Below are 25,779 nucleotides of genomic sequence, written 5' to 3' on the forward strand. Positions count from 1 at the left end.
ACCCGTCGAAAGTCGTGGGCCACTTACCGTCCACAGCCATGGTCAGTGTCGGTGGGTTCGCGTAGGGTCGAACACATGATCGAAGTAGCGGCAGGGCCCGGAGCAGGTGAGGCAGACGCCCTCACCGCTTCCGACCTGCTCGCCTCTATCCGGCTGGAGCGGGCCGCCGAGAACACCGCGGCCGCCCGCCAGCTCGTCCTTGCCGCGCAGTGGGCGGACCTGCACCCGCCCGAGTCGATCCACTCCGCCGCCTCGTTCGCCGTCCCGGGGTGTGAGCACGAGGAACCCATCGCCGGTGACGGTGCGCCGCTGGTGGCGGAGTTCTGCGTCGCCGAGCTCGGCACCGTCCTCGGCATCTCCACGACTGCGGCGAAGAAGCTCATCGGGCACGCCCTGGAGCTGCGCCACCGCCTGCCGCGGCTGTGGGCGCAGGTGCACGCCGGTGCCGTTCCCGCGTGGCGTGCCCGTGCGGTGGCGGAGACCACCATCCACACCAACCCCGTCCTGACTCGTGAGGCTGCCGGGTTCGTCGACGCCCAGGTCGCCGCCGTCGCGGGCAGGATCGGGCCTGCGCAGCTCGACCGCCTCGTCGCCGAGACCATCAAGCGCTACGACCTCGCCGTCGCCGATCCGGCTGCTGATCCGGAGGACGGCTACCTGTCGGTCGACCCGCGCCACGTCACCGTGCACGACGACGACGTCCACTTCGCCGGCACCATGCGCATCGAGGCCGAGGTCGACCTCGCGGACGCCCTCGACTTCAACCGCGCCGTGGCCCACGGTGCAGAAACCTTGAAGGCACTCGGGTCGACCGAGTCGCTCGACGCCCGACGCGCCAAGGCGCTCGGGAACCTCGCCCGCACCCAGACCGCACTGGACCTCCACGCCTCGGGCGCGACCGGACCGGCAGACACTGATGGTCTGCCGCCGGCGCGGGAGATGGTGATCCACGCCCACTTCGACGCCAGCCTCTCCGGTGACACCACCGTGTTCGGTCCGACCGGGCGGATGGAGAACGGCCAACGCCTCGTCCTGCTCGAGCAGCTCCGAGCCTGGTGCGGCGACACCCGCACCCGAGTGACGATCAAGCCGGTCATCGACCTCAACGCGACCCTGACTGCGCAGACCGGCAAGATCCCCGCCCTCATCCGCGAGCAGATCATCCTCCGGGATCGCACCTGCGTGTTTCCGCGCTGCAGCCGCCCCGCACGAGGCTGCGATGTGGACCACATCGTCCCGTGGGACGAGCACGCCGAAGCCGAGGGCAGACCCCAACCCGGACCGACCACCACCGGAAACCTCGCCGCGCTGTGCCGGTTCCACCACCGCCTCAAGACCCACTCGGGCTGGCGATACGAAACCACCGCGCCCGGGATCTTCGAGTGGAGAAGTCCCCACGGCTACCGCTACCGCCGCGACCACACCGGCACCACCGAGCTCGACGCGAATCACCTGGACGACCTTGGTCTCGTGACGGGCGCCAGAGCGCCCTCCTCGACCAGCGGACACCCACCCGACATCCCAACCGGCATCCCCCGACCCCGCCGACGATGACCCCGCCCCACACCCCGCCAGTCCCCACGATGGCGGGGCCACAGGCACGTCCACACGCGACTACCACTGACCTCGTGACCTTCGGTCGGACCGACCATCCCCCGAGGGCGGCCCCCTCCGTCAGCGGGATCGTGACAACTTTCCGGGCCGATGCGTCGTCATACGGGTTCGTCGACGTTCAAGGGGAATCATGAGGAACATCAGCCTGACCGCCGCCACGCTGCTGTCCGCGGCCCTGCTCGTGCCGGTGGGCACGGCCGCCGCGGCGGGCGAGACATGCCAGGGGCAGGCGGCGACCATCGTCGGGACGCCCGGAAGTCGGATCACCGGCACGGAGGGCGCGGACGTCATCGTCACGAACGGCGCGACGCGTGTCGACGCGCTCGGCGGCGATGACCTCGTGTGCGCGACCGGCGAGGAGGGCGTGACCTACCTTCCCAGCGTCACCGTCGTCCTCGGCGCGGGGGCCGACACGTTGACCAGCTCCACCAGCGGACAGCACTACGTCTACGCGGGCACCGAGGAGGGCGCCGACACCGAGGCCGACGTCATCCGCCTCAGCGGCAACGGCGTCGTCTTCTCCGGCACGGTGGGCCGGCCGAACGCCGACGTCATCGACCTTCCCTTCGGCGAAGTCGTCTGGAGCGGCATCCAGACCGCCCCGGGCGCGGTGTCCCTGGGTTCGGACGTCATCCTGGGCGTTCGATCCGCCGACGGCGACATCAGGATGGATGCCGGCGGCACCCTGACGGGCGCCGACACGGTGCTCACCTGGACGGGCGACATCGAGAGGTACGCCTTCGCCACGACCGCCACGCACGGACGGTTCACGTTCCGCGGCACCGCTGGCACCGAGCACGTCAAGGTGGACGCGCCGTCGACGTTCGACCGTGACATCGCGCTCCGTGGCGGCAAGGACTCCTACGAGTCGAACAGCCTGGGCGGAGGGGCGACGCGGGTCAAGGGCGACGGCGGGCGCAACCAGCTGCTGCTCGACCTCGGCAGCAACAACCGGGTGCGTGCCGACCTGAGCCGCTCCCGGGTGACGACCACCGACGCGGGCGTGGAGGACTCGATCCGTGTGCGCGGTTTCGACGACCTCATCGTGACCGCGAGGCGCGTCGACGTCGTCGGCACCAACCGCGCGAACGAGATCGGTGTCATCGCGTGCCGCACGACGATCAACGGCAAGAAGGGCCGGGACGGGCTCGAGGTCGACTCCCGCTACCGCGGGCTCGGCACGTGGACCCCGCTGCGGTGCGGCACCTACAGGGCCACGATCCACGGCGGCCGTGGCAACGACACCATCACGGGGAGCCTCGGCAGTGACCGCCTCGTCGGCGGCCCGGGCAAGGACATCGTGCAGGGGCGTACGGGTGGCTTCGACGTGTGCCAGGGCGAGAAGCTCCGGGAGTGCGAGAAGCGCATCTGACCGCGCAGCGCGTCTCGTCTGCCCGACGTGGGTGAGGAAGTCGCCGGGCTGTCTCGTCCCGGCGTCTTCGTCCTCGGGGGTCGCCAAGCGTCCCGGTGGAGGAGCACGTCGCAGGTCGGCGGGGGCGCTATCGTGACGCGGTGCTGCCCGCCCCCACAGCGAGGCTCCGCTTCCGCGAGATGACCGAGTCGGATCTCGCGAGCATCGCCACCCTGGACATCGCTGCCACGCGCGGCGCGGCCGGTTGGATCGAGTGGACCCTCGACAACTACTCGCAGCACGGCTTCGGCCTGTGGGTGGTCGAGACCCACGGTGGTGAGTTCGTCGGCGACTGTGGTCTGACGATGCAGGAGGTGGAGGGCGAGTGGCACGTCGAGGCCGGCTGGCACGTGCGTTCCCCGCTCCGAGGCCAGGGGTACGCCACCGAGGCCGCCGCCGCGGTGCGCCTGACCGCCCAGGAGTCCGGCATCGAGCACCTGATCGCGATCATCCGGCCCGACAACGTCGCCTCCCAGCACGTGGCGAGGAACATCGGGCTCGTGCTCGAGCGCGAGGTGCACAAGAACGGCGGCCCGGCGTTGGTCTTCGGAGCCGACCTGCAACCGTCCCGCCCCGCAGCCGGGTAGGCGAGGGTCACGTGCGCCGCGACAGCGGCGGCGGGAGTCAGCGCCTGCGCTTGAAGGTGGCGACGATGCCGGGGTGGTCGGTGGCCAGCTTCCGGTAGGAGCGGTAGGAGCGGATCCGGAAGTCCGAGCCGCGCTCACCCATCACGTAGTCGATGCCCGCCCCGACCGCGCCCTTGCGGGGCTTGCCGGCGTAGTTGGTCTCCAGCCGGAGGGGCTTGGTGATGCGCCCCTTGACGAGGTGGTCGGTGGTGTCCCGGTTCGAGGTGACGTTGCAGTCGCACATCGCGACGAACTGGTGCTCCTCGGGCGCGTTCTGCGCCAGGACGCGGACCCGGTACGCCATCCGCCACATGGCCTCCACGCCGCCGCGGTTGGCGTAGTTGGGGCCACCCGTACGCCGGTTGTGGAGGTGGTTGGGCAGGTGGAAGCTGACCGACCGGATCACGTGGCCGCTCGCCCGGTGCCGGAGCACCGCCACCACGCCGTACTGGTCGTGGGCGATGCGGCCGGTCTGGCGCCGCCACGTCTTGCCGGTGAGCAGGACCGACCACGTCTTCTGGAGCTCCCAGACGTCCTTGTCGAAGGCGATCGGGTTGTCGTCGGTGCCGGTCGGGCCGCTCGGCATCAGCAGGGTCCACGACTTCGGCAGCGACGCGCGCAGGGCCGGACGGCTGAACAGGCGCTCCTGGAAGCCGATGACCGTGGCACCGCCGCCGATGACCTGGTTGATGTCGTGACGCATCCCGGCGACCCGCATCCCCTTGCGCAGGTTGAGCGTCGCGATGCTGAAGCGACCCGAGGGTCCCGCCGCTCCGGCCTGGGACCGGTCGGCCTCACGGGCCTGTGCAGGCGAGCTCGCCGGCGTCACACCGGTCAGCAGCAGCACGGCGGTGAGGACGACGACGGTCGATCGGGCGAGGACACGGGGCAGAGCGGCGCGGAAAAACATCCCGAAGACCATAGGTGGGCTGACCCACGAAGCACAATTCGTGGGACACACCACGTCGGCCTCGCTCAGTCGTCGTGGTGGATGCGTCCCTGCGTCGTCGCCAGCCGCTCCCCCGACCCGCCCCAGTGCCGGGCCACGATCTCGGCCGCGATGGACACGGCCGTCTCCTCGGGCGTACGGGCTCCGAGGTCGAGGCCGATCGGCGAGGACAGGAGGGCGAGCTCGTCCTGGGTCAGCCCGGCCTCGACCAGCCGCGCCATGCGCTCGTCGTGGGTGCGGCGCGAGCCCATCGCGCCGATGTAGGCAGGGCGTACGTCGTCGTCGAGGCGCAGCGCGACCTCGAGCAGCGGCACGTCGAACTTCGGGTCGTGGGTCAGCACGGCGAGGACCGTGCGCCGGTCGATGCGACCCGCGTCGAGCTCGGCCCGGAGGTAGCGGTGCGGCCAGTCGACGACGACCTCGTCGGCGCCCGGGAAGCGCGAGGTCGTCGCGAAGACGGGACGCGCGTCGCACACCGTGACGTGGTAGCCGAGGAACGAGCCGACCTTGGCCACCGCGGCCGCGAAGTCGATCGCGCCGAACACCAGCATCCGCGGCTTCGGCGCGAAGCCCCAGACGAAGACCCGCATGCCCTCGCCGCGGCGCTCGCCGTCCGGGCCGTACGTGAGGGTGGCGTTGGTGCCCGCCGCGAGCAGGCCGAGCGCGTCGTCGTGGACGGCGGCGTCAGCACGCGGCGAGCCGAGGCTGCCGTCGGCGGGGACGTCCGGGCGGATCACCATCCGGCGTCCGACCCACCCACGGTCGGGGTGCTCGATCACCGTCGCCAGGGCCACGGGGCGACCCGCCTCGATGTCGGCCGCCACCTCGCCGAGCTGCGGGAACGAGTCACGGGAGACCCGCTCGACGAAGACGTCGAGGATCCCGCCGCAGGTGAGGCCGACGGCGAACGCGTCGTCGTCGGAGACGCCGTAACGCTCGAGCACGGGCTCGCCGGACGCCACGACCGACTGCGCCAGCTCGTAGACCGCGCCCTCGACGCACCCGCCCGACACCGACCCCACCGCGCTCTCGTCGGGCCCGACCAGCATCGACGCCCCGGCCGGCCGCGGCGCGGAGCGGAACGTCGCGACGACGGTGCCGACGCCGATGGTCTCGCCGGCCTCCCACCACTGCATCAGCTCGGGCAGCACGTCACGCACGGGAGATCACCTCGGTCAGGTCGGCGAAGGTCGCCAGCGAGTGGCCGGCGAGGAAGTGGTCGCAGTGCGGGAGCGCGGCCACGACGCCGCTCTGCAGCGGTTCGTAGCCGGCCTTGCCGCGGTGCGGGTTGACCCACACCACCCGGTGCGCGACCCGCTGCAGCCGGGCCATCTGCTCGCCGAGCATCGCGGCGTCGCCGCGCTCCCAGCCGTCGCTGAAGACCACGACGACCGCGCCGCGCGCCATCCCGCGCTGGCCCCAGCGGTCGAGGAAGACCCGCAGCGTCTCGCCCAGCCGGGTGCCACCGGACCAGTCGGGCACGACCTCGCCCGCGGCCACGATCACGCGGTCGGCGTCGGGCGACCGCAGGGCCCGCGTGACGTGGGTCAGCCGGGTGCCGACCGTGAAGGTCTCGACGGTGCCGCCCACGGTCCGAGCCGACTGGGTGAGCCGGTGCGCCAGCCGCAGCAGCGCGTCGGCGTACGGGCTCATCGACCCGCTGACGTCGACCAGCAGCACGACGCGGCGCGGGCGGGTGCCGCGCCGGCGCCAGGCGATCTCTCCCGGCTCACCGAGGTGGCGCAGGGAGTTGCGCAGCGTGCGGGACGCATCGAGCCCGCCGCGGTGCCAGCGCCGGTGCCGGGCCGTACGCCGCACCGGCGGTCGCAGCGAGAGGCGCACGAACATCGATGCCAGGCGACGCTTCTCCGCCGCGTCGAGCGACGCCACGTCGCGGTGCTTGAGCACCTCGGCCTCGGACGCCCTGGCCCGGACGAGGTCGTCGTCGCCCTCGTCCGTGCCGCCGCCGGCGCCCTCGGCATCGGGCAGCAGGTGCGCCGGGGACGGCCGCGGCGACTCGCGCGGCCGGGCCCGCGGGAGGCCGTCGCGCGCATCGAACCACGCGGCGAAGACCTGGTCGTGGCGGGCGAGGTCGTCGGGCGAGCCGCACAGCGTCGCGCGACCCGCCCAGTAGGTGGCCTGGCGGTCGTCGGCGCCGACCTCCGCCACCGCGGCGAGGAAGGCGTGCGCCCGGTCCTGGGTGACGGCCACGCCGGCCGCACGCAGCGCTCGGGTGAAGCCGAGCAGGACCTCGTCGGCCTCGTGGAGCACGGCACTCATCGTGGGTGGCTCATCTCGACAGCATCCGGTCCAGGGCGGCCTTCACCCGGTCGGCGTCCTCGCGGTACTTCAGCAGCGCGCCGAGGGTCGCCGCGGCGGAGGCGAGGTCGAGCTCGACCGTCCCGAGGTAGGTGAGGGCGCGCGCCCAGTCGAGGGTCTCGGCGACCCCGGGCGGCTTGAGCAGGTCGTCGCGCCGGCGCAGCTGCTGGACGAGACCGACCACCTGCCGGGCCAGGGCCTCGCTCACCTCTGGTGCGCGCGAGCGGACGATCTCGACCTCACGCTCGAGGCCGGGGTGGTCGATCCAGTGGTAGAGGCAGCGGCGCTTGAGCGCGTCGTGGAGCTCGCGCGTGCGGTTGGAGGTGAGCACCACCAGCGGCGGCTCCGGCGCGGTCACCGTGCCGAACTCGGGGATGGTGACCTGCCAGGTCGACAGCACCTCCAGCAGGAACGCCTCGAACTCGTCGTCGGCCCGGTCCACCTCGTCCACCAGCAGCACGGCGGGCGCCTGCCGCAGCGCGGCGAGCACGGGCCGCGACAGCAGGAAGCGCTCGTCGTACAGGCTCTTCTCCGCCTCGTTGGCGTCCACGTCTCCGGCCGCCTCGAGCGCCCGGAGGTGGAGGATCTGGCGGGGGAAGTCCCAATCGTAGAGCGCCTGGCTGGCGTCGATGCCCTCGTAGCACTGCAGGCGCACGAGCGGCAGGTCGAGGCTCTGGGCGAGCGCCTCGGCGAGCGCGGTCTTTCCGGTGCCGGGCTCGCCCTCGAGCAGCAGCGGCCGCTGCATCCGCGCGGCCAGGAACACGACGGTCGCCAGCTCGTCGTCGGCGAGGTAGCCGGTGGCCGCGAGCCGGGCAGCCACGTCTGCGGTGGAGTCCATGCCGTGCATGTGCCTCAGGCTACGACCCGGCACGTTGGTCGTACGTTGGAGCGGCCGCCGGACCCTGCGGGTCAGCGGTGGTCGACGTCGGTCCCGGTGGCGAGGTCGCCGCACTCGACCAGCTCCACGTCGTGGGTCGCGAGGTAGTCGCGCGCCCCCCGGTCGCCGGTCGCCGACGCCAGCACGCCCGCCCAGTGGTCGCGACCGATGAGCACCGGGTGCCCCGGCACCCCGTCGTACGCCGCGCGCGCGAGGACGTCCCGCCCGGTCGCCGCGTCGAGCACCCGGCCCACGACGGCCGCGTCGACGTCGGGCAGGTCGACCAGCGAGACGAGCACGGCGTCGTGGTCGGTCCGGGACAGCGCCTCGAGCCCCGAGCGCAACGAGGCGCCCATCCCCTCGGCCCAGTCGTTGCACCGGATCCGCGAGACCGACATCGGAAGCAGGGCGGACGCCCGCGCGGCCTCGGCACCCACCACCACCACGATCTCGGCGCACGGGCGCAGCGCCTGCACCGACCGCAGCAGCCACGAGGTGCCGTCGTCGTCGAGGGCCAGCGCCTTGGGACCGCCGAACCTCTCGCCCGCGCCCGCGGCGAGCAGCATGCCGACGACGGAGATCACTCGGGCAGCATCGCACGACCCGGGCTCGCACGGACGGGACCTTGGGCCCGCGACGTCGGGCCGTTGGGCCGCGGCGGGCCCGGTGCGCAGCTTGCAGTCTGGCGACAGACGATCGCCACCTCGACGCAAGGAAACCGCATGAGCACCCGCACCCGGTCGACGCGCCCGTCGGACAGCCGCTACCGCGTGGCCCGGCGGGTCGGCATCGGCGTCCTCGTCGCCCTGGTCGTAGCCGTCATCGCCGTCGTGGTCCGCGACCCCGCCACGACCGACCCGGCTCCCCGCGCGGGCGACGGCGAGGTCGTCGCGCCCAGCGGGCTCGGCCCGGAGGGCTCGATCTCCATCGGGGACGGGCCGGTGACCGTCACGGTCTACTTCGACTACCTGTGCCCGGCCTGCGGCGCCTTCGAGGAGGCCAACGGCGGGACCCTCGACCAGCTGCTCCAGACCGACGACGTCACCGTCGACCTCCGGCCCATCTCCTTCCTGGACGAGCTGTCCGAAGGCACCGAGTACTCCACCCGCTCCGCCAACGCCCTGGCGACGGTGGTGGACGCCGACCCGGACCACGCCTGGCCGTTCCACCGCGCGCTGTACGCGCACCAGCCCGCCGAGGGAGCCGAGGGACTGACCGACGACCAGCTCGCGAGCATCGCCCGCGACGTCGGGGTGCCGTCGGAGGTGGCGGCGCTGTTCGCGGAGGGCCGCCACGAGGCGTGGATCGCCCAGCAGACCACTCGGGCCTTCGACAGCGGCGTCACCGGGACGCCCACGATCCTCATCGACGGCAAGCCGTTCACGGGTGACCCCTACGAGCCCGGCTCGCTGGCGTCCGTCGTCGGGCAGGCGGCCCCGTGACCCTCCAGGCAGCCCGCCGGGGCACGACCGGCGCGCGGCCCGTCCGGGGAGCCGACCGGTCACGGGTCCGCGGCGCGTGGTTCGCGATGCTGCTCTGGTCGGCGGCGAGCCTCACCGCCTCCTTCGTGCTGGCGGCTGAGGCGGTCACCCTCGCCGCGGAGCCCGAGGCCGTCTTCGGGTGCGACATCAACGCGGTCGTCAGCTGCGGCACGGTCGGCAGCTCCTGGCAGGCGTCCGTCTTCGGCTTCCCCAACGCGTTCCTCGGCCTGGTCAGCGAGCCCGTCGTGCTGACCCTCGCCGCGGCCGGCCTCTCCGGCCTACGGCTCCCGCGCTGGATGATGCTGACCGCGCAGGTGGGCTACACCCTCGGGCTCGGGCTGGCCTACTGGCTGCTCCACCAGGCGATCTTCGCCATCGGCGCCGTGTGCCCGTGGTGCCTGCTGGTGACCGTGGCCACGACGTTCGTCTTCGTCGAGATGACCCGGATCAACGTGTTGGAGCGGAACCTGCCCCTGCCGCGGGCGGCGCAACGGTTCCTCGAGGAGGTCGTACGGCACCGGCTCGACCTGCTGGCGACCGCGGTGTGGCTGGCCGGGATCCTCCTGCTGCTCGTCACGCGGTACGGCAGCGTGCTCCTCGGCTGAGCTGGTCGGCGGCCAGTGCGCGGGAGGCGACGTCGGCGTCGGAGCAGAAGCCTGCGCCGGATCGTTTGAGGCAGAGCAGACCGAGGAGCGTCAGCTCCGCGTCGACGACGGCCAGCCGGCGCAGGCCGGTGTGGACGAGGGCGTCCCGGAGCGGGTCGGCGGGGACGTCCGGGGCCGTGGTCCGCCCGACCAGCGTCGACCACGTGAGGGCCGGACTGTCCCCCGCCGCGGTCGCCGGCAGGTCCGTACGGGTCAGCGTCCCCCGCAGGGTCCTGCCCTCGGTGAGGAGCAGGAGATGGACGTGGCTGTCCGCCAGCGCCGACCTGGCCTCCTCGACCGACGCCCGCGCCGGCAGGGTCTTCGGCGAGGTGATCATCTGGTCGCGGACCAGTGTGGTCACCGCGGCACCTGGTCCCAGCCCCGGCGCGGCGCGGCGTTGCCGAGGGGACGGTCATCGCGCGAGCGGTAGACGACGTAGGGGCGGGTGAGGTAGCCGAGCGGCGCGGAGAAGACGTGCACCAGCCGGGTGAACGGCCAGAGCGCGAACAGCGCGAACGCGACGAGGGCGTGCAGCTGGAAGCCGATCGGGGCCGCGGCCATCAGGTCGGCGTCGGGCTGGAAGGCGAGGAACGAGCGATACCAGACCGACACGCCCTCACGGTAGTTGTACTCCCCGCCCAGGGTGAAGATCGACCCGGCGATGGTGTTCCACATGCCCAGCAGTATCGCCGCGGCGAGGAAGGCGTACATCACCTTGTCCATCACCGTCGTGGCGGAGAAGACGGGGCCGACCGTACGGCGGCGGTAGATCAGGATGACCATGCCGACCACCGCCGCGATCCCCGCCGCGAGGCCGCCACCGACGGCGAGGTAGTGGTAGAGGTGGTCGTCGACCCCGACGGCGTCGGTCCACGAGCGCGGCACGAGCAGCCCGACCACGTGCCCGCCCACCACGCCGAGCATGCCGAAGTGGAACAGCGGCGAGCCGAGCCGGAGCAGCCGGTCCTCGTAGAGCTGGGAGGACCGCGTGGTCCAGCCGAACTTGTCGTAGCGGTAGCGCCACACGTGCCCGACGACGAACACCGCGAGGCACAGGTAGGGGACGATGACCCACAGGAAGACGTTCATCGGGGTGCTCCTACGGGGATGGCGGCGGACGAGATGAGGGCGGGACCGGAGGCGAGGGCCGGGTCGGCGGCGTAGCCCGCGAGGCCGACCTCCTCGGCTGGCGGACCCTGCTCGACGAGACGGCGCACGGCGTCGGCCTCGGCCCCGGCGAGCTCGGGCAGGGTGTCGCACAGGGCCACCAGCGCGGCGGCCCACGGGGAGCCGGTGGAGCCGTCGTCGTTGCGCCAGCCGGTGAGCGCGAGGCGCAGCATCTCCACCCCCGCCCGGTGGTCGAGGAGCAGCGACCGCGCGATGTCGGCGTCGACGGTCGCGCCGAACTGCAGCACTGCGCAGAGGTGGTCGGGCAGCTCGCCGAGGCTGTCGTCCCACTCGACCCCGCCCCGGCGGTAGGCGTCCTTGAACTCCACGAGCGCCGCGCCCCGCCGACGGGTGTCCCCGAAGGCGAAGTAGGTCAGGTAGAGCGCGCACTTCCTCGTGTGGTCGAACGTCGCGACGTAGTCCTGCTGGAGCCGCGCGAGGGGCGTGTGCCGCAGGTGGTCGAGCAGCGGGGCGAGGTGCGGGTGGCCGGGCACGAGCGCGGCGAGGTCGTCGAGCGAGGCGAGCAGCTCCTCGGTCGGGTAGTCGAGCAGGGCCGAGCAGACCGCCCAGGTCCGTACGACCTGCGGGTCGGGCCCGGCCTGGCGGCGGCGGAGCCTCATGCGGCGCCCCCGTCGTTGCGCGGCGGGAAGAGCCCGTCCGGGGTGCCCTTGCCGTCCCAGTTGAGGAGGTTCACCCGCGAGGACTTGTCGTCCGGCGCCGCGAGCGTGTCGGAGGTCTGGCGGTCCTGCAGCATCCGGAAGTTCTCGACCGCGACGGGCGTCGGGTATCCCGACCCCTCGCCGAAGAGGTCCTGCTGGCCGCCGCCGTACTCGCTGACCGGGCACTCGGTGGCGAGCTCCTCGAGGGCGTGCGCCTGCTCGGCGTGGGCCGGCGGGATGACGTAGCGCTCGGAGTACTTCGCGATCGCGAGCAGGCGGAACATCTCGTACATCTGCTCCCCCGTCATCCCCACGGCTGCCGGGATCGACTCGTCGGGATCGCGACCGAGGTTGATGTCGCGCATGTAGGAGCGCATCGCGGCGAGCTTCTTGAGCACCCGGTCGACGGGCACCGTGTCGCCGGCGGTGAAGAGGTTGGCGAGGTACTCGACCGGGATGCGCAGCGTGTCGATCGCCGCGAACAGGTTGCCCCGGTCCTCCGCGTCCTCACCCGTGTCGCGGACGACGTCGACGACCGGCGACAGCGGCGGGATGTACCAGACCATCGGCATCGTCCGGTACTCCGGGTGCAGTGGCAGAGCGACCTCGTAGCGGTTGATCAGCGCCCACACCGGGGACTTCCTCGCCGCCTCCACCCAGTCACCCGGGATCCCGGCCTGCTCGGCCGCCCGCTGGACCTCGGGGTCCTCGGGGTCGAGGAAGCACGCGCGCTGGGCGTCGTACAGCGCGTGCTCGTCCTCGATGCTCGCCGCCTCGAGGACCTTGTCGGCGTCGTAGAGCACCAGGCCGATGTAGCGCAGGCGACCCACGCAGGTCTCCGAGCAGACCGTCGGGATGCCGACCTCTACGCGCGGGTAGCAGAAGGTGCACTTCTCGGCCTTGCCGGTCTTGTGGTTGAAGTAGACCTTCTTGTACGGGCAGCCCGAGACGCACATCCGCCAGCCGCGGCAGCGGTCCTGGTCGACGAGGACGATGCCGTCCTCCTCGCGCTTGTAGATCGCACCGCTCGGGCACGAGGCCGCGCACGAGGGGTTGAGGCAGTGCTCGCAGATGCGCGGCAGGTAGAACATGAAGGTCTGCTCGAACTCGAGCCTCACCTTGTCCTCGATGCCCTTGAGCATCACGTCGCGCGCGGCGTGCTCCTGCGAGCCACCGAGGTCGTCGTCCCAGTTGGCCGACCACTCGACGTTCATGTCCTCGCCCGAGATCAGGCTCTTGGGCCGCGCCACCGGGAAGGTGTCGGTCTGCGGCGAGCTCGTCAGCGTCTCGTAGTCGTAGGTCCACGGCTCGTAGTAGTCGTCGATCGAGGGCAGCTTGGGGTTGGAGAAGATGCTCAACAGCTTCTTGACCCGTCCGCCCGCCCGGAGCGCGAGGCGACCGTTGGGCTTGCGGACCCAGCCGCCCTGCCACTCGTCCTGGTCCTCGTACGTCCGGGGGTAGCCCAGGCCCGGCCGGGTCTCGACGTTGTTGAACCAGACGTACTCGGTGCCGGCGCGGTTGGTCCACGCCTGCTTGCAGGTCACCGAGCAGGTGTGGCACCCGATGCACTTGTCGAGGTTCATGACCATCGCCATCTGGGCCATCACGCGCATGTCAGTACTCCACCTTCGCGGTCCGCTTGCGGATCATCGTGACCTCGTCGCGGTTGTTGCCGATCGGGCCGATGTAGTTGAAGAAGTAGGCCAGCTGGGCATAGCCGCCGACGATGTGGTTGGGCTTGAGCAGCACCCGGGTGAGGCTGTTGTGGATGCCGCCGCGCTTGCCGTCCCGCTCGGTGAGGGGGACGTCGATGAGCCGGTCCTGCGCGTGGTGCATGTAGACCGTGCCCTCGGGCATCCGGTGGCTCACTATCGCCCGGGCGGCGACGACGCCGTTGCGGTTGACCATCTCGATCCAGTCGTTGTCCTTGATCCCGATCTTGGCCGCGTCGCGGTCCGAGACCCACACCGACTGGCCACCGCGCGAGAGCGACAGCATGAACAGGTTGTCCTGGTACTCGGAGTGGATCGACCACTTGTTGTGCGGGGTCAGGTAGCGCACCGAGACACCGAGCTCGTTCACCTCGCCGATCGGGGTCTCGCCGAACAGCGCGGTCATGTCGAGGGGCGGACGGTAGACCGGCAGCATCTCGCCCATCCCGAGGAACCAGTCGTGGTCGACGTAGAACTGCTGGCGACCGGTCAGGGTGTGGAAGGGCTTCTTGCGCTCGATGTTGATGGTGAACGGGCTGTAGCGACGCCCGCCCGACTCCGAGCCCGACCACTCCGGCGAGGTGATCACCGGCACCGGCGCGACCTGGGTGTCGGCGAAGGTGATCTGCTTGCCCTCGTGCTCGGCCGCGAGGTCGTGCAGGGGCATCCCCGTGCGCTCCTCGAGGAAGCGGAAGCCCTGGGTGGCGAGGTGGCCGTTGGAGACCCCGGCCAGGTGCAGGATCGCGTCGGCCATCTGGACGTCGGTCTCGACCCTGGGCTGGCCGTCGCCCGCGCCGCCGTGGACCACGCCGTTGCGCTGGCGCAGGATCTCGACCTCGCGCTTCACGTCGTAGGCGACGCCCTTGGTGAGCATCCCGACCTTCTCCATCAGCGGGCCGATCGAGGTCATCTTGTCGAAGATCGCGGTGTAGTCGCGCTCGGCCACGGCGATGACCGGCATGGTCCTCCCGGGCACCGGGTCGACCTCGCCGGTCTTCCAGTCCCTGACCACGCCGTGCTCGGTGGCCATCGCCTCCGGCGTGTCGTGCCACAGCGGCTTGGCGATGACGTCCTTGCGCGTGCCGAGGTGGTCCACGGCCAGCTCGGAGAACTTCTTCGCGATCACCTTCCAGGTGTCCCAGTCCGACTTGGTCTGCCACGGCGGCGCGATCGCGGGGTTGAACGAGTGCACGAACGGGTGCATGTCGGTGGTCGACAGGTCGTGCTTCTCGTACCAGGTCGCGGCCGGCAGCACGACGTCGCTGAAGATCGTCGACGACGTCATCCGGAAGTCGATGGTGGTCAGCAGGTCGAGCCGGCCCTCGGCCGCCTTGTCGGCCCACACGATGTCGCGGGGCCGCTTGTCGGGCGGCGCCTCGGTCGCCGTGGCGGCGGAGTCGGTGCCGAGCAGGTGGCGCAGGAAGTACTCGTTGCCCTTGGCGGAGGAGCCGAGCAGGTTGGAGCGCCACAGCGACAGCACGCGCGGGTGGTTGTCCTCGTGCTCGGGGTCCTCCACCGCGAAGCGGAGGCTGCCCTCCTTGAGCTGCTGGGCGACGTACGCCGGCGCGTCCATGCCGGCCGCGTCGGCGTCGTCGGCGAGCTGGAGGCTGCTGCGGTCGAACGTGGGGTACGACGGGGACCACCCGAGCCGGACCGACTGGGCGAGCAGGTCCATCATGGTCCTCCCGGCGAAGACCCCCGTGCCGGAGTCGAGGTCGTCGGCGCTGAAGCCGTCGTAGCGGTACTGGCTGGTGTTGACGTACCAGTAGGCGGTCTGGTTCATGTGGCGCGGCGGGCGGTGCCAGTCCAGCGCGAACGCCATGTGCTGGAAGCCCATGATCGGGCGGATCTTCTCCTGCCCGACGTAGTGCGCCCAGCCGCCGCCGTTGCGGCCCTGGGTGCCGGTGATCGTGGTGAGCAGGAGGATGGCGCGGTAGATCTGGTCGGAGTGGAACCAGTGGTTGACGCCCGCGCCGAGCAGGATCATCCCGCGGCCCTCGGTGTCGATCGCGTTCTGCGCCCACTCGCGGGCCAGCCGCACCACCTGCTGGGCCGGGACCCCGGTGTGCTGCTCCTGCCAGGCCGGCGTGGCCGGGACGGCGGGGTCGTCGTAGCCGTGCGGGTCGGACTCGCCCGTGCGCGGCCAGGTGCCGGGCAGGCCTGCGCGAGCGACGCCGTACTGGGCGAGCAGGAGGTCGAGCACGGTCGTCACCACGCGCTCGCCCACGCGCGCGACCGGGACGCCGCGGCGCTCGTGCACGACCTTGCCGCCGGGCGCGTCGAAGCGAGGCAGCTCGACCTCGACCGACTCCCGGGCGCCGCCCTGGTGGTCGACGTACATGCTGAGGGCGGGATCGATGTCACCGAGCTCGAGGTTCCACCGGCCCTTCCCCTCCTCGCCGAAGCGGTCGCCGATCGAGCCGTGCGGGATCCGGACCTCGCCCGTGGCGGCGTCGATGACGGCGGGCTTCCACATCGCGTTCTCGCTGGTCCCGCCGAGGTCGCCCTCGACGAGGAACTTGCCCGGACGCCAGGCGCCGTCGGCCCCCGGCTCGAGGCACACGAGGTGGGACAGGTCGGTGAACTGCTTGTTGTAGGCCTCGAAGAATGGGGTGCGCGCGTCGGCGAAGAACTCCTTGAGCACGACGTGCCCCATCGCCATCGCGAGCGCCCCGTCGGTGCCGGGGGCGGGGCTGACCCACTCGTCGGCGAACTTCACGCTCTCGGCGTAGTCGGGCGCGACCGCCACGACCTTCTGCCCGCGGTAGCGCGCCTCGGTCATCCAGTGGGCGTCGGGGGTGCGGGTCATCGGGACGTTGGAGCCCCACATCATCAGGTAGGCGGCGTCCCACCAGTCGCCGGACTCCGGCACGTCCGTCTGGTCGCCGAACATCTGCGGCGAGGCGTTGGGCAGGTCGGCGTACCAGTCGTAGAACGAGAGCATCGGGGCCCCGATGAGCTCGAGGAACCGCGCACCGGAGGCGTACGACACCGGCGACATCGCGGGGATCGGCGAGAACCCGGCGATCCGGTCGGGGCCCCACCTCTTGACCGTGTAGACGTGTGCCGCGGCGACGATCTCGGCGACCTCGTCCCAGGTGGCCCGGACGAGACCGCCCTTGCCGCGGGCCGACTTGTAGGCCCGCGCCTTCTCCTCGTCCTGCACGATCGAGGCCCACGCGACGACCGGGTCCCCGTGACGCTGCTTGGCCGCGCGGAACATCTCGAGCAGCACGCCCCGGACGTAGGGGTAGCGCACCCGGGTGGGGCTGTAGGTGTACCAGCTGAACGCGGCGCCGCGCGGGCAGCCGCGTGGCTCGTACTCCGGCCGGTCCGGCCCGGCGCTGGGGTAGTCGGTCTGCTGCGCCTCCCAGGTGATGATCCCGTCCTTGACGTAGACCTTCCACGAGCACGACCCGGTGCAGTTGACGCCGTGCGTCGACCGGACGACCTTGTCGTGGCTCCACCGGTCGCGGTAGAAGACGTCGCCCTCGCGCCCGCCCTGCTTGTGCAGGGTCCGCTGATCCTCGCTCACCTCCGCCTTGGTGAAGAACCGGCGGCTGCCGATCAGTGCCGACGTCAGTGAGCTCTCGAGCGGCATGGAGGTCCTCCTGGACAGGGTCGAGCCGGGGCCGGCGTTCTCGACCCTAGACATCACTCCCGTCCCACCGCCACCATCTGGAGGGACGAGCAGCACAAGGTCACCAATGAAAGGACTTAGGTCCCGAGTTGGCCCTCGGAGCGTGCGCGAACCCGGCACGATCCACCACAGTCGTCTTGACGGGACCGCGAACGGCGGTCCTGCGGAGGAGTCGAGATGAGCGAGCCCCAGGCCGGACGCAACCGCGTCCTCTGGCTGTCCACCGTCGCGTTCACGCTGATGTTCGCCGTCTGGCTGATGTTCGGCATCCTCGGCAAGCCCATCCAGGAGGAGTTCGGGCTCTCCGAGGTGCAGCTGTCGTGGGTCGTGGCCGCCGCCGCGCTCAACGGCTCGCTGTGGCGGCTGCCGGCCGGGATGGTCACCGACCGCATCGGCGGCCGCAAGGTGATGACGTTCCTCCTGCTCGCCACCGCCGTGCCCGCCTTCCTCGTCTCGCGCGTCGAGTCGTACGGCGGACTGCTCGTGCTGGCGTTCCTGGTCGGCTTCGCCGGCAACGCCTTCTCCTCCGGCATCGCGTGGAACTCCGCGTGGCAGCCCCGCGAGCACCAGGGCTTCGCGCTCGGCCTCTTCGGCGCCGGCAACGTGGGCGCCTCGGTCACGAAGTTCATCGGACCGCCCCTCATCGCGGGCACCGCGGGGGCGACGTACTTCGGGGTCGTCGACGGCGGCTGGCGCCTCGTCCCGGTGGTGTACGCCGTGCTGCTGGTGCTCATGGCCGCACTGGTGTGGTTCGGCACCCCGAGCCACGACATCGCGCCCGGCACCGGGCAGCCGCTGCGCGAGCAGGTGCGACCGCTGCGCAGCATCCGGGTGTGGCGCTTCAGCCTCTACTACGTCGCGGTGTTCGGTGCGTACGTCGCGCTGGCCGCGTGGCTGCCGACCTACTACCTGGACAACTTCGACGTCTCCCTGCAGACGGCGGCCCTGCTGACCGCGACCTACATCTTCCCGGCGAGCCTGCTGCGGCCGTACGGCGGTCACCTGTCCGACCGCTTCGGCGCCCGCCGCGTCATGTACTGGACGTTCGGTGCGATGCTGCTGGTCACCGGCATCCTGATGATGCCGAACGGCCACATCGTGATCGTGCAGCCCGACGGCTCGCAGAGCGAGCACCTCGCCTACAGCATCGGCCTGGTGCCGTTCGCGCTGCTGGTGTTCGCCCTCGGCTGCGCGATGGGCGTGGGCAAGGCCGCGGTCTTCAAGCACATCCCGGAGTACTTCCCCGGCAACGTCGGCGCCGTGGGCGGGCTGGTGGGGATGCTCGGCGGCCTGGGCGGGTTCTTCCTCCCGCCGCTCTTCGCCTACACCAAGGCGTGGTCCGGCTTCCCCTCCAGCACGTTCTTCGTGCTGTTCGTGCTGACCCTGGTCTGCGCGGTGTGGATGCACTGGACCGTCGTGCACATGCTCAACGCCGAGTCCCCCGAGCTGGCGCACCGGCTCGAGAGCCCCGACGACGGACGCCGGCCCGCACCGGCCCTGACGACCGACCGACTGCCCGAGGAGGCACGCGCATGACGACCGACGCACAGTCACGCAGGAGCGGGGAGTGGTTGGAGGCCTGGGACCCGGAGAACGAGGCGACGTGGGACGAGCGGCTCGCGTGGAGGACCCTCTGGCTCACCACGTTCGCCCTGTTCCTCGCCTTCGTGGCGTGGTTCCTCCCGAGCGCCTTGATCCCCAAGCTCAACCCGCTCGGCTACAGCTTCACCACCACCCAGCTGTACTGGATGGCTGCCATGCCCGGTCTCTCGGCGGGGCTCTTCCGGCTGCTGTGGATGGTCCTGCCGCCGATCATGGGCACACGCAAGATGGTGAGCCTGACGTCCCTGCTCCTCGTCTTCTCGACCCTGGGCTGGGGCGTACGCGTGCAGGAACCGACCGCGCCGTACTGGGAGCTCATGGTGCTCGCCTTCCTGGCAGGCATCGGCGGGGGCGCGTTCTCCGGCTTCATGCCCAGCACGTCCTACTTCTTCCCCAAGCGCAAGCAGGGGACGGCACTCGGCCTCCAGGCCGGCATCGGCAACTTCGGCGTCTCGGCGGTCCAGCTGCTCACCCCGTACCTGATCGGCTTCTCGTGGCTGGCGTTCTTCGGGTCGAAGCAGACCATCTCCATGCCCGGCAAGGCGCCCCAGGACGTCTGGTACCAGAACGCCGCGTTCATCTGGATCCCGCTGATGGTCCTTGCCGCGATCCTCGCCTGGACGATGCTCAAGTCGGTGCCGATCAAGGCGAACATCCGTCAGCAGTTCGACATCTTCGGCAACGTCGACACGTGGCTGATGACGCTGCTCTACATCATGACCTTCGGCACGTTCTCGGGCCTGGCCGCCCAGTTCGGCCTGCTCATGGCGGACCTCTACGGCATCAACAACCCCGACATCGTCCAGGGCACCGGTGCCGCCGCGACGGTGCTGATCGAGGGGTACGAGGTCCCCGACGTGGTGAAGTTCGTCTTCCTCGGCCCGCTGGTCGGCGCCGGAGCACGCGTGCTGTTCGCCCCGCTGACCGACCGCACCGGCGGCGCGGTCTGGACCCTCGTGTCGGGTGTCGGGCTGATCATCTCCATCGCCTTCACCATCCCCGCGCTGACTCCCGACACGACGTCGGCCGCGACCCTCGACGCCGGGTTCGACCAGTTCCTGTGGGGCATGCTGGCGATCTTCCTGTTCGCCGGCATCGGCAACGCGTCGACGTTCAAGCAGATGCCGATGATCTTCGAGAAGCGGCAGGCCGGTGGCGTCATCGGCTGGACCGCGGCCATCGCCGCCTTCGGGCCCTTCTTCTTCGGGATCGGTGTCACGACGCTCGGACCGACCACGTTCTACGCCATCGGGATCGCGTGGGCCGTCATGTGCGTGGCCATCACCTGGGTCCGCTACGCACGCAAGGGCGCGCCGAAGCCCGGGTGACGTCGGGCTGCGTCAGCCCGGGAATGCCTCGGCGTACATCGCCTCGAGCTCGGGTGTCGTCTCGGACGTGAAGCCGCAGAGGGTGACCCGGTCGCCGTCGGCGCTGACGAGGTAGGTCCTGCCCTCCTGGAAGTCGACGGCCAGCAGCAGGTCCTCGAGGACCTTGCTGGGCGCCTCGACCGTGACCGTCGACGCCTCGTCGCCGGCGTACCAGCGGTCGACGTCGAGCGTGACCGTGCCGTCGTCGATCGACGTCACCGTGCCCTCGAAGGCGGTGTCGAAGGTCGCGAGGACCTCTGCGGACGGCATCGCGCACCTGGCGGTGGTCGAGCCGTCGGCGGTCAGGGCGAGCGTCTGCTCGCCGGCCGGGCCGGAGCTCTCGCTCGTGGCCGTAGGTTGCGGGGCGGCGGTCTCCTCGTCGGCGCCGCATCCGGAGACGACGAGGGCGAGGCTCGCGGCGAGGGCGGGCAGCACCCGGGCGGACAGGGGTCGGATCAGGTGACGGCTCATGGCTGGAGTCCTTCCACGGTCGGCGTACGTCAGTGGGACGGCCCGGAGGCCGGACCGGTTCCCGGGCGGGAGGTCACCTCACCGTCTCCTCGGTGGCGTCCTCGCCCTCCTCCTCGTCGATGCGGCGCTTGATCCGCCCCAGCCCGGGGACCTTGGCGAGCATGTCGTTGAGCTCGCGGGCGACCGTCAGGAGGTCGTGCATGTCGGGCGCCACCGTGCCCAGCGTCGTCAGGACCGGCAGGACGTCGCCCTCGACGCGCGCGGTGAGCTCGGGCAGGTGGTCGACGAGCTGCACCAGCGCCTTCACCTCGTCGGGGTGGGTGGTCTCGGCGAGCGTCTCCAGCGTCGGCTGCAGCCGGAGGAGCGACGGCTCGGTCGCGTCGAGGAGCGACGTCACCCGGGTGACCTGGGTGTCGGCGTCCTCGACGACCGCGCCGGCACGGACGACGACGACGTTGGCCGCCTCGGTGACCTCACGGACGCGGTCGATCGCGGCCGACGCGCGGACCAGGAGCCGCTCGGCGTCGTCGAGCAGCGCCAGCGTCCGCGGGACCGCGCCGAGGAGGGCCTCGACCTGGTCACCGCCTCGCTCGAGGGCGGAGATCACGTCGCGGGGGCCGGGGACGGGTAGGCGCATGGGGCATTCCTACCAGCGCCTCCCCTGCCGAGCCGCCCGGAACGGCACAGGGCCCCCGCCGGAGCGGGGGCCCTGCTGGTGGTGCTGGTGGAGCGGTGGACGATCCAGGGATCAGAAGTCCATGCCGCCCATGCCGCCCATGTCGCCACCGGGCATGGCCGGCGCCTTCTCGGGCTTGTCGGCCACGACGGCCTCGGTGGTGAGGAACAGCGCGGCGATCGACGCGGCGTTCTGCAGCGCGGAGCGGGTGACCTTCGCCGGGTCGATGATGCCCTCGGCGATCATGTCGACGTACTCGCCGGTCGCGGCGTTGAGGCCGTGACCCGCGTCGAGGTTGGCGACCTTCTCCGCCACGACGCCGCCCTCGAGGCCGGCGTTGACCGCGATCTGCTTGAGCGGGGCCGAGGTGGCGACGCGCACGATGTTGGCGCCGGTGGCCTCGTCGCCCGAGAGCTCGAGCTTGTCGAACGCGGTGGCAGCCGCCTGGACGAGCGCCACGCCGCCGCCGGCGACGATGCCCTCCTCGACCGCAGCCTTGGCGTTGCGGACGGCGTCCTCGATGCGGTGCTTGCGCTCCTTGAGCTCGACCTCGGTGGCCGCGCCGACCTTGATGACGGCCACGCCGCCGGCCAGCTTGGCGAGGCGCTCCTGGAGCTTCTCGCGGTCGTAGTCGGAGTCCGACTTCTCGATCTCGGCGCGGATCTGGTTGACCCGGCCCTCGATCTGGCCCTGGTCGCCCGCGCCCTCGACGATGGTGGTCTCGTCCTTGGTGATGACGACCTTGCGCGCCTGGCCGAGCAGCTCCAGACCGGCGGACTCGAGCTTGAGGCCGACCTCCTCGGAGATGACCTGGCCACCGGTGAGGATGGCGATGTCCTGCAGCATGGCCTTGCGGCGGTCACCGAAGCCCGGGGCCTTGACGGCGACGGACTTGAAGGTGCCCTTGATCTTGTTGACCACCAGGGTCGACAGCGCCTCGCCGTCGACGTCCTCGGCGATGATCAGCAGCGGCTTGCCGGACTGCATGACCTTCTCCAGCAGCGGGAGCAGGTCCTTGACCGTCGACACCTTGGAGTTGACGATGAGGACGTAGGGGTCCTCCAGCACGGCCTCCATGCGCTCGAGGTCGGTGGCGAAGTAGGCCGAGATGTAGCCCTTGTCGAACCGCATGCCCTCGGTCAGCTCGAGGTCCAGCCCGAAGGTGTTGGACTCCTCGACGGTGATGACGCCTTCCTTGCCGACCTTGTCCATCGCCTCGGCGATGATCTCGCCGACGGTGGTGTCAGCGGCGGAGATGGAGGCGGTGGAGGCGATCTGCTCCTTGGTCTCGACGTCCTTGGCCATCGCGAGCAGCTGCTCGGACACGGCGGCGACGGCGGCCTCGATGCCGCGCTTGAGACCCATCGGGTTGGCGCCGGCCGCGACGTTGCGCAGGCCCTCGCGCACCATGGCCTGGGCCAGGACGGTGGCCGTCGTCGTGCCGTCACCGGCGACGTCGTCGGTCTTCTTGGCGACCTCCTTGACCAGCTCGGCGCCGATCTTCTCGTAGGGGTCCTCCAGCTCGATCTCCTTCGCGATCGAGACACCGTCGTTGGTGATCGTGGGGGCGCCCCACTTCTTCTCCAGGACGACGTTGCGGCCCTTGGGGCCCAGGGTGACCTTGACCGCGTCGGCGAGGGTGTTCATACCCCGCTCGAGGCCGCGGCGGGCCTCCTCGTTGAAAGCAATCAGCTTCGGCATAACTCTTCGCGATTCCTGTCGACGTGAGTTCTGTGGGTACGACTCCCGGCGGGCTGCCCGCGACGGACGACCCGCTCCGCCGACGATCCATTCCCGTCGGCTTCTGCGGACCTCAGCATCACCTGGGTCGTTGTCACTCTCATGACGAGAGTGCCAACGTCATGTTTAGCACTCGCCCCTTGAGAGTGCAAACGCATCGGCACCGTCACAGACGCGCGAGCCGGGCCTCGAGCAGGTCGGCGAAGGGCCGGGCGTTGGCCGGCGAGACGTCGAGGTAGAGCCCGGGCTCGATCAGCTCGAGCTCGCTGACCGCCCATCCGCCCTCCCACTGCAAGAGGTCGACGCGCAGGTAGTCGACCGGTCGTCCGAAGCGCTCCGCCAGCGCGTCGTACGCCTGCAACGCCAGGTCGCCCACGTCGCCGGTCGCCGCGGCCCGCACCCGGCCGCCGAACTCCTCGTTGACGCGGACGTCGCCCGCACCGGGCAGCTTGTCGAAGCGCTGGCCGACACGCCCGTCGATGACGTAGACCGACGCCTCGCCGTGGGTGCGGATCGACTCGACCAGCGGCTGGACCACCCAGGGGCCGCCGACCTCGGGGTAGTCGGGGTGGCTCCGGACCGGGCGGCCCAGGCGCGGGTCGTCGGGGTCGGTGACCACGAGCAGCCCCGCGCCGCCGGCGCCGACGCGCGGCTTGACCACGGCGGTGCCGAAACGGCGTACGCCCGCGGCGAGCCCGGCGCGGTCGTCGGCCAGCACCGTCGGGACGACCGGCAGCCCGTCCAGCTCGGTGAGGTAGCGCTTGTCGTGGTTCCAGGCGAAGACGTCCGCGCCGTTGAGCAGCCGGGACTGGTCCAGCGAGGCGGCCCACGCGAGGAACTCCGCGTGGCGGGTGACGTAGTCCCACGTCGACCGGACGGCGACGAGCTCGGCCGCTGCCCAGTCCACGGTCGGGTCGTCCCACCGCGCCCACCCGGCGTCGACTCCCCGCTCGCGCAGGACCGCGTCGAGCGCGACCGCGCCGGGCTCGCCCCGGGGCAGGTCGCCGCTCGTGGCGAGCAGGACCGTCATGCCCGGTGGGGCTCCGCGGGCAGCTCGGAGGACCCGTAGAGCTCGTGCGCGACGTCGTCGCGGTTGGTGCCCTCGCGGTTGTCGCCCTTCTCGATGATCACGAGGTTGTGGTAGCAGTGCACGGCCCGCACCCACTGGTCGGTGTAGGTGGGCTCGTAGCCCTCGACGAGGAACTCCTCGTGGTTGAGGCCGTCGACGAGGTCCTTGACCAGGTCCATCGACGTGCCGGGGGCGCGCGGGTCGAGCTGGCCGCCCCACGCCGGCCAGTAGGAGGTCTGCGTGTCCTCGATGCAGTAGATCGCTCCATCGGGGAGCAGCGGGAACAGGATCCGGAACGACTCGCGCACGTGGGCCGGGATGTGGCTGCCGTCGTCGATCACCACCAGCGGGGCGCCCTGCTCGTCGATGATCCGCTTCAGGACCTCCGGGTCCGTCTGGTCGCCGTGGTAGGCGTGGATGTGGCCCCGCGTGAGCCAGGTCTTGTCCTCGATGTCCAGGCCGACGATCCGTGCCTTGGGGAAGAACCAGCGCCACATCTTCATCGAGGCCCCGCTGCGACGGCGCTTCTTGTAGCCGCCGATCCCGAGCTCGAGCAGCGTGAAGGACTCCCCGCGCAGGTGCTCGAGGTGGCGCTCGTAGTGCGGGGTGTACTTGTGGACGCCCCACTTGTCCGTGCGGAACTCGACTGCGAGCTCGGTCAGGTTGCTGGCCAGCAGCCTCCGGCGGCGCTCGGCCTTGGGATCGGCCGGACGCTCGGCCGCCTCGGGCTCGGCGGATGCCTGCATCCGACCGGCCTTGCGGGCCGCCTTCTTGACGGCCTGGCCGGCTCGTCGAGCAGTGGTGCGCACCCCGGAACCCTAGCCTGACCCGCCGCCCCCCGGCGCGTGGTGCCCGAAGGGCACGTCCTCGACGACGCCGAGTGCGGCCAGGACCGAGGGCAGCATCGCCTTGGCGGTGCGCTTGTAGCCGTGAGCACTGGGGTGGAACCGGTCCAGGCTGAACATCTCGTCGGGATTCGTGATGAAGAACGGCCCGACGACGTGCGCGAGTGACACCACGCGCGCGCCGTGCTCGAGTGCGGCGGCGCGCTGGGCGTCCGCGAGCTGGCGGGAGGCCCGCGAGCCCAGCGCCCGCAGCGGCTGGGGAACGGGTCGCAGCGCCCCCAGGTCGGGGCAGGTGCCGACCACGACCTCCGCCCCTCGCGCACGCAGGTCGTCGATCGCCGCTGCGAGGTGGCGCACCGACTCCGCCACCGGCACCCGGTGGGTGACGTCGTTGCCGCCGACGACGATGACGGCGACGTCCGGGCGGTACGTCGGTGGCAGCGAGGCGAGCTGGGCGGCGAGCATGCTGCTCTCCGAGCCGACCACCGCCGCGGTCCGCAGCCGCACCGAGCGCTCGGCGCCCGCGGCGATCCCGCGCGCGAGCCGCCCGCCGAGCGTGTGCTTGGGCTTCTCCGCCCCGAGTCCCGCCGCGACCGAGTCGCCGAGCAGGAGCAGGTCCACGGGAGCGCCGTACCTCTTCCTCCAGTGTCGGTCGGCGGCCGGCGCCTGCTCGCCGAGCGGCTTGCCGATCGCGCGTCTGGCCTGTGCCGCCTGGCGCCGCAGGAGCTCACGGGCGGCGTACGTCGTGCCTCCCGCGGCACCGGCGAGGAAGACCAGCGCGATGCCGGTCCGGGTCAGGTGCTTGCTCGCCACGACCCCTGTTGGACCACGGCGACCTGAACGCCCGCACAAGCGGGCGTGTCCGGTGGCCCAACGGCACCCGCACATGGGTCGATGTACTCAGGACAAA

Annotated in this window: 23 protein-coding genes; 7 read left to right on the forward strand and 16 right to left on the reverse strand. The window is 71.3% G+C overall.

Translation table 11 applies throughout. The features are described from left to right. The first annotated feature begins 75 nt into the window (after positions 1-75). The 3 genes from IE200_RS04925 to IE200_RS04935 all read left to right on the forward strand — a co-directional run bounded on the left by IE200_RS04925 (position 76) and on the right by IE200_RS04935 (position 3,612). A complete protein-coding gene (locus IE200_RS04925; protein WP_191278255.1) occupies positions 76-1,554 on the forward strand; it encodes an HNH endonuclease signature motif containing protein in 1,479 nt (492 codons plus the stop codon). 190 nt (positions 1,555-1,744) lie between these two features. Then, positions 1,745-2,986: a hypothetical protein gene (locus IE200_RS04930; protein WP_191278256.1), complete on the forward strand. Its 1,242-nt coding sequence runs from the start codon at positions 1,745-1,747 to the stop codon at positions 2,984-2,986. A 140-nt stretch (positions 2,987-3,126) separates the two neighbouring features. After that, a complete protein-coding gene (locus IE200_RS04935; RefSeq protein ID WP_191278257.1) occupies positions 3,127-3,612 on the forward strand; it encodes a GNAT family N-acetyltransferase in 486 nt (161 codons plus the stop codon). 37 nt (positions 3,613-3,649) lie between these two features. On the opposite strand, the gene IE200_RS04940 is transcribed toward IE200_RS04935, so the two are convergent. From IE200_RS04940 to IE200_RS04960, 5 genes are all read right to left on the reverse strand, one after another. Beyond that, positions 3,650-4,561, reverse strand: a complete 912-nt coding sequence (locus IE200_RS04940; protein WP_191278258.1) for an exonuclease/endonuclease/phosphatase family protein — start codon at positions 4,559-4,561, stop codon at positions 3,650-3,652. 65 nt (positions 4,562-4,626) lie between these two features. Continuing rightward, positions 4,627-5,760 carry an XdhC family protein gene (locus tag IE200_RS04945; RefSeq protein WP_191278259.1) on the reverse strand — a complete coding sequence of 378 codons (1,134 nt, stop codon included), beginning with the start codon at positions 5,758-5,760 and terminating at the stop codon, positions 4,627-4,629. Continuing rightward, complete coding sequence (locus tag IE200_RS04950) at positions 5,753-6,880, reverse strand: vWA domain-containing protein (protein ID WP_191278260.1); 1,128 nt, start codon at positions 6,878-6,880, stop codon at positions 5,753-5,755. The genes IE200_RS04945 and IE200_RS04950 overlap by 8 nt, the downstream gene beginning before the upstream one ends. Before the next feature lie 10 nt (positions 6,881-6,890). Further along, on the reverse strand, positions 6,891-7,766 hold the full coding sequence (locus tag IE200_RS04955) for an AAA family ATPase (protein WP_407940960.1): 876 nt from the start codon (positions 7,764-7,766) through the stop codon (positions 6,891-6,893). Positions 7,767-7,828: 62 nt separating this feature from the next. Continuing rightward, the gene (locus IE200_RS04960) at positions 7,829-8,380 is read right to left on the reverse strand and encodes a nucleotidyltransferase family protein (protein ID WP_229856127.1); all 552 of its coding nucleotides are present in this window, start codon (positions 8,378-8,380) and stop codon (positions 7,829-7,831) included. Positions 8,381-8,518: 138 nt separating this feature from the next. On the opposite strand from IE200_RS04960, the gene IE200_RS04965 reads away from it, so the two are divergent. Then, a complete protein-coding gene (locus IE200_RS04965) occupies positions 8,519-9,238 on the forward strand; it encodes a DsbA family protein (RefSeq protein ID WP_191278261.1) in 720 nt (239 codons plus the stop codon). Beyond that, positions 9,235-9,882, forward strand: a complete 648-nt coding sequence (locus tag IE200_RS04970; protein ID WP_229856129.1) for a vitamin K epoxide reductase family protein — start codon at positions 9,235-9,237, stop codon at positions 9,880-9,882. The genes IE200_RS04965 and IE200_RS04970 overlap by 4 nt, the downstream gene beginning before the upstream one ends. On the opposite strand, the gene IE200_RS04975 is transcribed toward IE200_RS04970, so the two are convergent. From IE200_RS04975 to IE200_RS04995, 5 genes are read right to left on the reverse strand one after another with little or no spacing between them, the layout of a single operon-like run. Continuing rightward, positions 9,851-10,282, reverse strand: coding sequence for a CBS domain-containing protein (locus tag IE200_RS04975; RefSeq protein ID WP_191278262.1), 432 nt, complete (start codon positions 10,280-10,282; stop codon positions 9,851-9,853). The two genes, IE200_RS04970 and IE200_RS04975, sit on opposite strands and share 32 nt — an antisense overlap. Further along, positions 10,279-11,010: a respiratory nitrate reductase subunit gamma gene (narI, locus tag IE200_RS04980; RefSeq protein WP_191278263.1), complete on the reverse strand. Its 732-nt coding sequence runs from the start codon at positions 11,008-11,010 to the stop codon at positions 10,279-10,281. Before narI ends, IE200_RS04975 begins: the two co-directional genes overlap by 4 nt. Next, positions 11,007-11,708, reverse strand: a complete 702-nt coding sequence (narJ, locus tag IE200_RS04985; RefSeq protein WP_191278264.1) for a nitrate reductase molybdenum cofactor assembly chaperone — start codon at positions 11,706-11,708, stop codon at positions 11,007-11,009. Before narJ ends, narI begins: the two co-directional genes overlap by 4 nt. Then, complete coding sequence (narH, locus tag IE200_RS04990) at positions 11,705-13,360, reverse strand: nitrate reductase subunit beta (RefSeq protein ID WP_191278265.1); 1,656 nt, start codon at positions 13,358-13,360, stop codon at positions 11,705-11,707. Before narH ends, narJ begins: the two co-directional genes overlap by 4 nt. 1 nt (position 13,361) lies before the next feature. Beyond that, a complete protein-coding gene (locus IE200_RS04995; RefSeq protein WP_191278266.1) occupies positions 13,362-17,060 on the reverse strand; it encodes a nitrate reductase subunit alpha in 3,699 nt (1,232 codons plus the stop codon). Positions 17,061-17,276: 216 nt separating this feature from the next. Here IE200_RS04995 and IE200_RS05000 point away from each other — a divergent pair, with 216 nt between their 5' ends. Both IE200_RS05000 and IE200_RS05005 read left to right on the forward strand, forming a co-directional pair. After that, positions 17,277-18,635 (forward strand): MFS transporter, encoded by a 1,359-nt coding sequence (locus tag IE200_RS05000; RefSeq protein ID WP_191278267.1) that lies wholly within the window; start codon positions 17,277-17,279, stop codon positions 18,633-18,635. Next, positions 18,632-20,029 (forward strand): MFS transporter, encoded by a 1,398-nt coding sequence (locus IE200_RS05005; RefSeq protein WP_191278268.1) that lies wholly within the window; start codon positions 18,632-18,634, stop codon positions 20,027-20,029. The genes IE200_RS05000 and IE200_RS05005 overlap by 4 nt, the downstream gene beginning before the upstream one ends. 12 nt (positions 20,030-20,041) lie before the next feature. Here IE200_RS05005 and IE200_RS05010 read toward each other — a convergent pair whose 3' ends face one another. The 6 genes from IE200_RS05010 to IE200_RS05035 form a co-directional block, all read right to left on the reverse strand. Then, the gene (locus IE200_RS05010; RefSeq protein ID WP_191278269.1) at positions 20,042-20,539 is read right to left on the reverse strand and encodes a hypothetical protein; all 498 of its coding nucleotides are present in this window, start codon (positions 20,537-20,539) and stop codon (positions 20,042-20,044) included. A gap of 73 nt (positions 20,540-20,612) precedes the next feature. Next, positions 20,613-21,176 (reverse strand): hypothetical protein, encoded by a 564-nt coding sequence (locus tag IE200_RS05015; protein ID WP_191278270.1) that lies wholly within the window; start codon positions 21,174-21,176, stop codon positions 20,613-20,615. A 111-nt stretch (positions 21,177-21,287) separates the two neighbouring features. Beyond that, entirely contained in the window at positions 21,288-22,916 is a 1,629-nt protein-coding gene (gene groL, locus IE200_RS05020) for a chaperonin GroEL (protein WP_191278271.1), read from the reverse strand. 205 nt (positions 22,917-23,121) lie between these two features. After that, complete coding sequence (locus IE200_RS05025; RefSeq protein ID WP_191278272.1) at positions 23,122-23,985, reverse strand: ATP-grasp domain-containing protein; 864 nt, start codon at positions 23,983-23,985, stop codon at positions 23,122-23,124. Beyond that, entirely contained in the window at positions 23,982-24,833 is an 852-nt protein-coding gene (locus tag IE200_RS05030) for a class I SAM-dependent methyltransferase (protein WP_191278273.1), read from the reverse strand. Before IE200_RS05030 ends, IE200_RS05025 begins: the two co-directional genes overlap by 4 nt. 9 nt (positions 24,834-24,842) lie before the next feature. Further along, positions 24,843-25,682, reverse strand: coding sequence for an SGNH/GDSL hydrolase family protein (locus tag IE200_RS05035; protein WP_229856132.1), 840 nt, complete (start codon positions 25,680-25,682; stop codon positions 24,843-24,845). Positions 25,683-25,779: the final 97 nt, after the last annotated feature.

The organism is Nocardioides flavus (ex Wang et al. 2016), assembly GCF_014653115.1.
Lineage (GTDB): Bacteria > Actinomycetota > Actinomycetes > Propionibacteriales > Nocardioidaceae > Nocardioides > Nocardioides flavus.